The sequence below is a fragment of the Curtobacterium sp. PsM8 genome (genome assembly GCF_030433875.1).
In the GTDB taxonomy this organism is placed as follows: domain Bacteria; phylum Actinomycetota; class Actinomycetes; order Actinomycetales; family Microbacteriaceae; genus Curtobacterium.
Genome location: NZ_JARUXD010000094.1, coordinates 1 through 10,251, shown reverse-complemented (window position 1 = coordinate 10,251; position 10,251 = coordinate 1). Strand labels below are relative to the sequence as shown.

Annotated in this window: 10 protein-coding genes; 8 read left to right on the top strand and 2 right to left on the bottom strand. The window is 72.3% G+C overall.

Annotated features, from left to right (window positions below):
• Positions 1-127: 127 nt before the first annotated feature.
• A complete protein-coding gene (locus tag QCD68_RS15795; RefSeq protein WP_301223710.1) occupies positions 128-475 on the top strand; it encodes a hypothetical protein in 348 nt (115 codons plus the stop codon).
• On the opposite strand, the gene QCD68_RS15790 is transcribed toward QCD68_RS15795, so the two are convergent.
• Positions 444-1,289: an ABC transporter permease gene (locus QCD68_RS15790; protein WP_301223709.1), complete on the bottom strand. Its 846-nt coding sequence runs from the start codon at positions 1,287-1,289 to the stop codon at positions 444-446. The two genes, QCD68_RS15795 and QCD68_RS15790, sit on opposite strands and share 32 nt — an antisense overlap.
• Entirely contained in the window at positions 1,286-2,287 is a 1,002-nt protein-coding gene (locus QCD68_RS15785; RefSeq protein ID WP_301223708.1) for an ATP-binding cassette domain-containing protein, read from the bottom strand. The genes QCD68_RS15790 and QCD68_RS15785 overlap by 4 nt, the downstream gene beginning before the upstream one ends.
• 97 nt (positions 2,288-2,384) lie before the next feature.
• On the opposite strand from QCD68_RS15785, the gene truA reads away from it, so the two are divergent.
• The 7 genes from truA to glmM all read left to right on the top strand — a co-directional run bounded on the left by truA (position 2,385) and on the right by glmM (position 10,099).
• Positions 2,385-3,338 (top strand): tRNA pseudouridine(38-40) synthase TruA, encoded by a 954-nt coding sequence (gene truA, locus QCD68_RS15780; protein WP_301223707.1) that lies wholly within the window; start codon positions 2,385-2,387, stop codon positions 3,336-3,338.
• Between the two features lie 9 nt (positions 3,339-3,347).
• Positions 3,348-4,094 carry an MBL fold metallo-hydrolase gene (locus QCD68_RS15775; protein ID WP_301223706.1) on the top strand — a complete coding sequence of 249 codons (747 nt, stop codon included), beginning with the start codon at positions 3,348-3,350 and terminating at the stop codon, positions 4,092-4,094.
• A gap of 92 nt (positions 4,095-4,186) precedes the next feature.
• Positions 4,187-4,471 carry a hypothetical protein gene (locus QCD68_RS15770; protein WP_301223705.1) on the top strand — a complete coding sequence of 95 codons (285 nt, stop codon included), beginning with the start codon at positions 4,187-4,189 and terminating at the stop codon, positions 4,469-4,471.
• 174 nt (positions 4,472-4,645) lie between these two features.
• Entirely contained in the window at positions 4,646-7,468 is a 2,823-nt protein-coding gene (locus tag QCD68_RS15765) for an ExeM/NucH family extracellular endonuclease (RefSeq protein ID WP_301223704.1), read from the top strand.
• Positions 7,469-7,732: 264 nt separating this feature from the next.
• Complete coding sequence (rplM, locus tag QCD68_RS15760) at positions 7,733-8,179, top strand: 50S ribosomal protein L13 (protein WP_111073916.1); 447 nt, start codon at positions 7,733-7,735, stop codon at positions 8,177-8,179.
• Between the two features lie 38 nt (positions 8,180-8,217).
• Positions 8,218-8,703 carry a 30S ribosomal protein S9 gene (gene rpsI / locus QCD68_RS15755; RefSeq protein WP_301223703.1) on the top strand — a complete coding sequence of 162 codons (486 nt, stop codon included), beginning with the start codon at positions 8,218-8,220 and terminating at the stop codon, positions 8,701-8,703.
• A gap of 22 nt (positions 8,704-8,725) precedes the next feature.
• The gene (glmM, locus tag QCD68_RS15750; RefSeq protein WP_301223702.1) at positions 8,726-10,099 is read left to right on the top strand and encodes a phosphoglucosamine mutase; all 1,374 of its coding nucleotides are present in this window, start codon (positions 8,726-8,728) and stop codon (positions 10,097-10,099) included.
• The last annotated feature ends 152 nt before the right edge of the window (positions 10,100-10,251 follow it).

Here is a 10,251-nt window from a genome sequence, read left to right as displayed (position 1 = left end):
GGGGGGGGGGGGGGGGGGGGGGGGGGGGGGGGGGGGGGGGGGGGGGGGGGGGGCCGGGCCCGCGGGGGCCGGGACGGGCCTCCAGGACGGCCGGGAGGCCCGTGCGGACGTCGCCCGACAGGTCCGGGTGAGCGCCCTGGTCGCCCTCCGCACCCCGGCGCTGTGGAACGACCTGCCGGTGGTCGGGACGGCCGTCCTCGGCGCCGCACTCGAGGCGATCAGCCGCGGTGCCGACGCGCCCACCCCCGCCCTCGTCGCCGCAGCCTGGGGCAGCGCGCTCCGGCTCGGTGCACGGCAGGACTTCGCGGTCCTCGGCCACCGACGCCTCCGGCCGCTGGTGGTCGCCGCGGTCGGCGAGGCACTCGTGGCGGACGCCGAGACGGCCTCGGCCGGGACGTCCCGGGCCGAGGCCGTCGCTGCCGCGCGTGCGGTGCTCGAGGCGATCAGGCCTTCCGCATGTACGCCCGGACGGTGAGCGGGGCGAACACCGCGACGATGACCGCTGCGCCGAGCAGGCTCAGCCACAGGTCGCCGCCGACCGTGCCGTGGTTGACGAGGTCGCGGACCGCCGTGATGAGGTGCGAGACCGGGTTCACGTCGGAGAACCAGTGCAGCCAGTCCGGCAGGGTGTCCGCCGGGACGAACGCGTTCGACAGGAACGTCAGCGGGAAGAGCACCAGGTTCGAGATGCCGGAGACACTCGACGCCGTCCGGGCGACCACGCCGAAGTAGGCGAAGACCCAGCTGATCGCCCACGCCACGACGACCACGAGCAGGCCGGCCAGGAGCACCGCACCGATGCCACCCGCGGGACGGAGCCCCATGATGAAGCCGACCGTGAACGTGATCGTGGTGGCGATCGCGTAGCGGACGGTGTCGGCGAGCAGGGCTCCGGCGAGCGGGGCGATGCGGGCGATCGGCAGGGACCGGAAGCGGTCGAACACGCCCTTGTCCATGTCCTCGCGGAGCTGCACGCCGGTGACGATCGACGACGTGATGTTCGTCTGCACGAGGATGCCCGGGATGATGATCGGCAGGTAGCTGCTGACGTCGCCCGCGATCGCGCCACCGAAGATGTACGTGAACATCACGGTGAAGACGATCGGCATGAGCGTCACGTCGAACAGCTGCTCCGGTGTGCGCCGGACCTTGACCAGCCCGCGGTACGCCATCGTCAGCGACTGCCGGACGGTCGCGGCCAGGCCGGAACCGCCGACGCCAGGCCGCGGGGTGATCCGCGGTGCGCCGGACGTGGCCGAGGTCAGGTCGGGGGTGGTGAGCGTGGTCATGCGTTGCTCCCTTCGAGCGTGCGGTCGGCGGGCGCGGACGCGTCGGCGCCCACCCCTTCGCCGGTGATGGTGAGGAACACCTCGTCGAGCGTCGGCTTCTGCACGCTCATCTCGGTGAGGGAGATGCCGGCGTCCCGGAAGGACACCAGCAGGTCCGTGACACGGTCCGGGTCCGCCATCGGCGCGGTGAGCCGGGAGCCCTCGGGACTCGCGACCGCCGCGGTGCCGAGCACGCGGAGCACCAGGTCGGACGCTTCCGCCAGACGTGCCCGGGTGGAGTCGGCCAGCCGGAGCTGCAGCGACGCGGTACCGATCGAGGCCTTGAGCTCGTCGCTCGTGCCCTCGGCCACCACCCGCCCGTGGTCGATCACCGCGATCCGGTCCGCGAGCTGGTCGGCCTCGTCCAGGTACTGCGTCGTCAGCAGGACGGTCGACCCGGTCGCGACGAGCTCCCGGATGGTGTCCCACATCTGCGCCCGGGTCCGCGGGTCGAGGCCTGTCGTCGGCTCGTCGAGGAAGATCAGCGGCGGCTGCGCGATGAGGCTCGCCGCCAGGTCCAGTCGTCGGCGCATCCCACCGGAGAACCCGCGGAGCGGACGGCGGGCTGCCTCGCTCAACCCGAAGCGCTCGAGCAGCTCGGTCGACTTCCGCTTCGCCTCGGTCCGTGACAGCCCGAGCAGCCGGCCGAAGACGACGAGGTTCTCGGTGGCGCTCAGCGTCTCGTCGACGCTGGCGTACTGCCCGGTCACGCCGATGAGCTGGCGCACCACGTGGGGCTCCCGGCGGACGTCGTGGCCGAACACCCGCGCCTCGCCGCCGTCCAGGCGGAGCAGGGTCGCGAGCATGCTGATGGTGGTGGTCTTGCCGGCGCCGTTCGGTCCGAGCACCCCGTAGACCGTGCCGGCCTCCACGCGGAGGTCGACCCCGTCCACGGCCCGGTTGCTGCCGAACGTCTTCACGAGGCCAGTGGCCTCCACTGCGAGGGGTGTCGTGGTCATCGTCGTGTCCTTCCGTCGACGTCGTGTACGGGGACGACACTGCCGAGGACCGCTCACGCGGCACTGACGCGGCGCTGACATCGGTACCGTGGAGGGCGTGAGCGAGACGGCCCGGACACCAGACGACCCCGGCGCGGACGGCACCGGCGCGCGACTCCGGATCGACCTGGCGTACGACGGCTCCGGCTTCTCCGGGTGGGCACGCCAGCCCGCACTCCGCACCGTGCAGGGTGTGCTCGAGGACGCCCTCGCCACCGTCTTCACCCGGTGGGGCGAATCACCCCAGCTGACGGTCGCGGGCCGCACCGACGCCGGCGTGCACGCCACCGGACAGGTCGCGCACCTCGACCTCAGCCCGGACCAGTGGGCCGCGCTGACCCGGCCGAAGCGCCCCAGCGCCGACGGCACCGTCCGTGATGCCTTCAGTGGACTCCTCCGCAGGCTCAACGGGCTCGCGGGCGCCGACGGGGACATCGTCGTCCGCAGCGTGCGCGTCGCCCCGGCCGGGTTCGACGCGCGGTTCTCCCCGCTCTGGCGGCGCTACCGGTACCGGGTCGCCGACGTCGACGCCCTCCGCGACCCACTCCGCCGTGGGCACACGACCTGGTACCCGGGGCGCCTCGACCCGGCAGCGATGGAGCGGGGCGCGCTGCGGCTGCTCGGGTTGCACGACTTCGCGGCCTTCTGCAAGCCGCGCGTCGGCGCCACCACGATCCGGACCCTGCAGCAGTTCCGCTGGGAACGTGAGCCGGACGGCGTGCTGGTGGCGAGCCTCCAGGCCGACGCGTTCTGCCACTCGATGGTGCGTGCGATGGTCGGCGGCACCCTCGCCGTCGGCGAGGGCCGGCTGACGCCGGACGAGCTCGACGAGCTGCGGGTCGCGGCGGAACGGACCAGCGCCTTCACCACCGCCCCGGCACGCGGACTCACCCTCACCGAGGTGGGGTACCCGGACGACGACGCCCTGGAGGCGCGGGCCGTCCAGACGCGCGCCCGTCGCGACGCGGAGGGACACCGGCCCGGCGACGTGCCGGACGAGGACGGGCGGTAGCGTCGGGGGATGGCTCCTCGTGCTCCGCGCTCCGTCGTCTCCGTCGCACCCGGTGTGGTCTTCGTCGAGGGGCCGGTGTCGAACTGGGTCGTCCTGGCGGAGGAGGACGGCGTCGCCCTCATCGACGCGGGCTACCCGGCCGACACCGACCTGGTGCTCGACAGCGTGCTGCTCGCCGGCCACGACCTCGACGAGCTCCGCCGCGTCTACGTCACCCACGGCCACGTCGACCACGTCGGCGGGCTGCCCGGGATCCTCGAGCGCTTCCCGCACGTCGAGGTCCTGGCCCACGCCGACGAACTCGACAACGTCCGCGGACCGGCGCGCCAGCAGGTGACGCCGGCCGAGATCGGCGGACGACTCGCCGCACCCCGCGTCCTCCGCTGGCTCGGCCGCGCGATCGCCTCGGACGCCCTCCGCCCGACGACCGTGCCGAGCGCCCGCGCCTTCACAGCCCACGACTTCGAGGGCCGGGCGATGACGCCGCTGCCCGTCCCGGGGCACACCGACGGCTCGACCGCGTACCTGCTGCCCGCGGCCGACGCGATCGTCACCGGCGACGCCGTCGTCACGCACCACGACACGCAGCCCGGGTCGTGGGCACCGCGGCCCCGGATGATCACGCCGTTCTTCACGGCGGACCCGGCGCTCGCCGTGGAGTCGGCCCGGGCCCTGGCCTACCCGGCGATCGTGCTGCCGGGGCACGGGCCGGCGGTGCACCGGGTGGGGGCGGAGTGGGTGCCGATCCAGGGGTGACGTCGTCGTTCCAGCATGGACGACTGGTATCGGAACTCTAGATGTGAAATGGTGGTGGATCGGTGATGGAGCTACGATCCGGAGGGACCACCATGGACATCGTCGGCAGGGGCAAGATCGACGGGCCCGACGTCGGATCAGGTGGGCGCGGCAGGATCCGCCAGTCCGTCGTCGGGCTCCTGGCGGTCGTCGCGACCCTGGGGTGCTGCGTCTTCGGTGTGGCGGGCCAAACTCCGACGATCCGCGGGGTCGCGGGCGTCGTCACGGTGGCTGCCGTGGCCGGCTCGCTGGTGCTCGCGAGGAAACGCGGGAACCTCGTGGGGTGGTACGTCGCTGCATCGGGGGTGGCGCTGTTGCGTGTGCTCTTCGGATCGTGAAGCAGTTGCCGAGTCCGTCGGGGTGATGGCGGGTGCGCTGCTGCTCGCGCAGGACGGATGGAACCCCCGGTCGACCCTCGTCCGGGGGAGAGGTTTCACCTCGTCGTAACCTGTGCGTCTCCGCAGGCCCGTACGGTTCACGGGATCACTCCCGACCACGAACCGAAGGTCCCCATGCCACGAACCGTCGGACGCACCCTGCTGTGCGCCACGGCTGCCGCGACCCTGATCGCCGCACCGCTCGTCACCGTCACCACCGCCTCCGCGAACCCGACGGGCACCGGACTCGTCATCTCCGAGGTCTACCTCAAGGGCGGCAGCGCGAACGCGTTCTTCAACCAGAAGTTCGTCGAGATCGCGAACTCGACCGCCGTCCCCGTCTCGCTCGACAGCTGGTCGTTGCAGTACCGCTCGGCCACCGGTACCGGGGCGTTCAGCACGAGTGCGCTGGAGGGGACCGTGCCGGCAAACGGGACGTTCCTGGTGTCGATGGTCGGGAACGGCGGGGACAAGGCGGTCGGCGTCGACCTGCCCACGGCGGACGACACCGCGTCGCTCAACCCGTCCGGCACCACCGGCACGCTCGTCCTCGCCGACCGGACGGCCGCGCTGACGCTGCCCGCCGGTCCGGTCGCGACGGGCACCGCGGGGGTGGTCGACCTCCTCGGGTACGGCGCCTCGAACACGTTCGAGGGTGCGGTCCGCACGGTCGACGGCGGCAATGCCGTTCCGAACGGCCTGGTCCGACAGGGAACCGCGGACAGCGACGTGAACGCGACCGACTTCTCGGTCACGTCGACCGTGACGCCGCGGAACGCCGCCGGCGAGACGGCAGCGGGCGGCACGACGCCGACGCCGGGCGGCGGTGGCACCACCCCGCCGACCACGCCCCCCGTGGCCGCGACCATCGCGGAGATCCAGGGCACGACGGACACCTCGCCGCTCGCCGGCTCGACCGTCACGACCAGCGGCGTCGTGACCGCGGTCTACGCCACCGGTGGGCTGAACGGCTACACGATCCAGACCCCGGGGACGGGAGGCACGACCACCCTGGCCGCGCGGACCGCCTCCGACGGACTGTACGTCTACTCCGCCGCCACGGCCGGACTGGTCGCGATCGGCGACCACGTCCAGGTCACCGGCGCCGTCTCCGAGTTCAAGGGGCTCACCGAGCTCACCGTCGCGGACACCGCCGGGCTGACGGAGCTCACCACCCCGGCCGCCTCCCCGGTCCCGGCCGCCGTGGCCTTCCCCCGGACGGACGCCGAGCGCGAGGCGCTCGAGAGCATGCTCGTCGCACCGCAGGGCGACTACACGGTCGCCGACAACTACACGACGAACCAGTACGGCGTGGTCACGCTCGCCACGGGTCCGGGCCGGCTGCTGCAGCCGACCGAGGTCGCCCGCCCGGGCAGCGCCGAGGCCGCCGCGGTGGTCGCCGACAACGCCGCCCGCACGGTCACGCTCGACGACGGCGCGAGCACGAACTTCCTGCCGCGCGACGGCCAGGACCAGTCGGCCCGGTCGATCCCGGTGCCGTGGCTGACGAACGCCGGACCGGTCACGGTCGGCGCCGCCACGAGATTCACCGAGCCCGTGGTCCTCGACTACCGGAACGACGTCTGGACGTTCCAGCCGACGACGCCGATCACCGGTGCGACCGCGAAGGCCGACCTGCCCGCGACGTTCTCGGACGTCCGCACCACGGCGCCCGCCGCGGTCGGCGGTGACCTGAAGCTCGCCGGGTTCAACGTGCTGAACTACTTCCCGACCACGGGCGACCAGCTGACCGGCTGCACGTACTACACGGACCGCGCCGGTGACCCGCTCACGGTCAACTCCGGCTGTGACGCCCGCGGTGCTGCCGAGGCGGAGGACCTGGCGCGCCAGCAGGTGAAGATCGTGAAGGCGATCAACAGCCTGGGCGCCGACGTGGTCTCGCTCGAGGAGATCGAGAACTCGGCGGCCTTCGGGCAGGACCGTGACGCCGCGGTCGGCACCCTCGTCGACGCGCTCAACGCCGCCACCGGGTCCGACACCTGGGCGTACGTCCCGTCGCCGACGAAGCTCGCCGCTGACGAGGACGTCATCCGCCTGGCCCTCATCTACAAGAAGGCCCGGGTCGCGCCGACCGCCGAGTCGACGATCCTCACCGACTCGGACGTCTTCCAGCGCCAGCCGGTCGCGGACGCGTTCCGCCCGGTCGGTGGGACCGCGGACGACGACTTCCTGGTGATCGCCAACCACTTCAAGTCGAAGGGGTCCGGCACCGGTGAGAACGCCGACCAGGGTGACGGCCAGGGCGCCTCGAACGCCGACCGGGTGCGCCAGGCCCGAGCCCTCACGAGCTTCTCCACGGCGATGCAGGCGCAGTACGGCACCGACAAGACCTTCCTGATCGGTGACTTCAACGCCTACCGCGAGGAGGACCCGATGGTCGTCCTCCGCGACGCCGGCTACACCGACCTGGCCCCGGCCCGCGACCGGACCGAGTACTCGTACGTCTTCAGTGGGCTCAGCGGGTCGCTCGACCACGTGCTGGCGTCACCGGCGGCGCTGGCGAGCGTGACGGGCGTGGACATCTGGAACATCAACTCGACCGAGTCGGTGGGCCTGGAGTACAGCCGGTACAACGTGAACGTCTCGGACCTGTACACGGACGACGTGTACCGAGCGAGCGACCACGACCCGATCCTGGTCGGCTTCGACCTGACCGCGGCCGAGGTGCCGGGCGACCCGACGCCGGAGCCCACGCCGGGGCCCGGCACGGACGACCCGGCCGACGGCCCCACAGCTGAACCGACCCCCACGCCGATCGCCGGTGGTGCGGGCACGACCCCGGTGGCCGGCGTGACGCCGACCACGGGTGGCGGCAGCCTGGCCTTCACCGGCGCGGAGATCGGTGGCGGCCTCGCGGCGGCCCTCGCGCTCCTGGCCGCCGGTGGCGGGCTCCTCGCCCTCCGTCGCCGCCGGACGACGGGTGGCAGCGCCGAGTGACCTCGCGCTGAACGCGACCACGGACGGGAGGCGCGGTGCGGGTCCGACCCGCACCGCGCCTCCCGTCCGTGGTGTCGCGGGGAGCGACGCCGGTTGACCGGGAGGATCGGCGTCGGCTAGGATCATCTCTTGGTCTGCGCGCTCTGTTGCGCCAGACAGTCAGATGGGCCCTCCACCGGGTCGTTCACCGGGCATCTGCCCGCGGGAACGCCCACCGGAGTGGGATTCACGGACTCCTCACCTCGACACGAAAGCAGCACTCCTGTGACTCGTACGTTCTCCCCGAAGCCGGCAGACGTCCAGCACGACTGGATCGTCATCGACGCGACCGACGTCGTGCTCGGCCGCCTCGCTTCGCACGTCGCCGCCCTCCTCCGCGGCAAGCACAAGGCCACCTTCGCCCAGCACATGGACATGGGTGACTACGTCATCATCGTGAACGCCGACAAGGTCGCCCTGACCGGGTCGAAGCTCGCCAAGAAGGTCTACTACCGTCACTCCGGTTACCCGGGCGGCCTCACGGCCACCAGCTACCCGGAGATGCTGGAGAAGCACCCGACCCGCGCCGTCGAGAAGGCGATCCGCGGCATGCTGCCGAAGAACACCCTCGGTCGCGAGCAGCTCAAGAAGCTCAAGGTCTACGCAGGCGCTGAGCACCCCCACGCGGCGCAGCAGCCCAAGCCGTACACCTTCGACCAGGTCTCGCAGTAACAGCGGCCACGACGACTTCCAGGAACGAGAAAACACTCATGGCTCAGATCGCTGACTCCATCGACCAGACCCCGGAGACCTTCACCACCGAGAGCGCACCCGTCGCCTCGGAGGCGGCTCCCCGTCAGATCCTCAACGTCTCGGGTGGTGCTGTCGGTCGCCGCAAGGAGGCCATCGCCCGCGTGCGTCTCGTCCCGGGCTCCGGCACGTTCGTCGTGAACGGCCGCACGCTCGAGGACTACTTCCCGAACAAGCTGCACCAGCAGCTCATCAACGACCCGTTCAAGGTGCTCGAGCTCCTCGGCTCGTACGACGTCACCGCCCGCATCACGGGTGGCGGCCCCTCGGGTCAGGCCGGCGCGCTGCGTCTCGCCATCGCCCGCACCCTGAACGAGATCGACCGCGAGAACAACCGCGCGGCCCTCAAGAAGGCCGGCTTCCTCACCCGTGACGCCCGCGTCATCGAGCGCAAGAAGGCCGGTCTCAAGAAGGCCCGCAAGGCGTCGCAGTTCTCGAAGCGCTGATCGCCTGACGGCGGGAGATCGCATGCCGCGTCTGTTCGGTACCGACGGCGTTCGTGGCCTCGCCAACGGCGAGTTGACGGCCGCGCTCGCACTGGGTCTTGCCCAGGCGAGCGCGGCCGTGCTCACACACGGACACCATGCGGACGCTCGACGAGCGTCCGGTCGCACGCGCCCCAAGGCCGTGCTGGCGCGCGACCCGCGCGTCTCCGGCGAGTTCCTGGGTGCCGCAGTGGCAGCCGGGCTCGCCTCCGCCGGCGTCGACGTCCTCGACGCCGGGGTCATCCCCACCCCCGCAGCGGCGTACCTCGTCGCGGACATCGACGCCGACTTCGGCGTGATGATCTCCGCGTCGCACAACCCCGCGCCGGACAACGGGATCAAGTTCTTCGCCGCTGGTGGGCGCAAGCTGCCGGACGAGGTCGAGGACCGCATCGAAGCGGCCATGCACGACCAGTCCGCACCGACCCCCACGGGCGCCGAGGTGGGTCGCATCACGCGGTTCGCCGACGCCGAGGACCGCTACGTCGTGCACCTGCTCGGCACGTTGCCGCACCGGCTCGACGGCATCCACGTCGTGCTCGACTGCGCCAACGGGGCTGCGTCCGGTGTCTCGCCCGAGGTCTTCGTGAACTCGGGCGCGAAGGTCACGCTGATCGGTGCCGACCCGAACGGCATCAACATCAACGACGGGGTCGGCTCGACCCACATCGACAACCTGGCACGCGCCGTCCTCGAGGCCGGGGCCGACGTCGGCATCGCCCACGACGGCGACGCGGACCGGTGCCTGGCCGTGGACGCCGAGGGCAACGCGGTGGACGGTGACCAGATCATGGCGATCCTCGCGCTGTCCCTCAAGGAACGCGGCCGACTGGTCGACGACACCCTCGTCGCGACGGTGATGTCGAACCTCGGGCTGAAGCGGGCGATGGCGGACGCGGGCATCACCGTGATCGAGGCCGGCGTCGGCGACCGCTACGTGCTCGAGAAGATGAACGAGGGCGGCTACTCGCTCGGTGGCGAGCAGTCCGGTCACATCATCTTCAACGACTTCGCGACGACGGGTGACGGGGTCCTGACGGGCCTCCACCTCGTCGCCGAGATGGCGCGCACCGGCAAGTCGCTCGGCGAGCTCGCCGCGTGCATGACCGTGTTCCCGCAGGTGCTGCTCGCCGTCAAGGGCGTCGACCGGCACGGCCTGCAGGACCAGGGCGTGCAGGACGCGATCGCTGCGGCGACCCAGGCGCTCGGTGACACCGGCCGGGTGCTGCTGCGTCCCTCCGGTACCGAGCCGGTCGTCCGCGTCATGGTCGAGGCCGCGTCGCAGGAGGACGCTCAGCGCGTCGCCGAGGAGCTCGCCGAGGTCGTCCGCGAGCGTCTGACGCCCGAGGCCGCGTAGCCCGCCGGAGCCCCGTCCGCGGAGCCCGGCCGCGCCCGCCGGCGCGCTCCGGCCACGCACAACAGGAACCCGGGGCCCCCCCCGGCCGGCGGGGGGGGGGGGGGGGGGGGGGGGGGGGCCCCCCCCCCCCCCCCCACCGGGGGGGGGCCCCC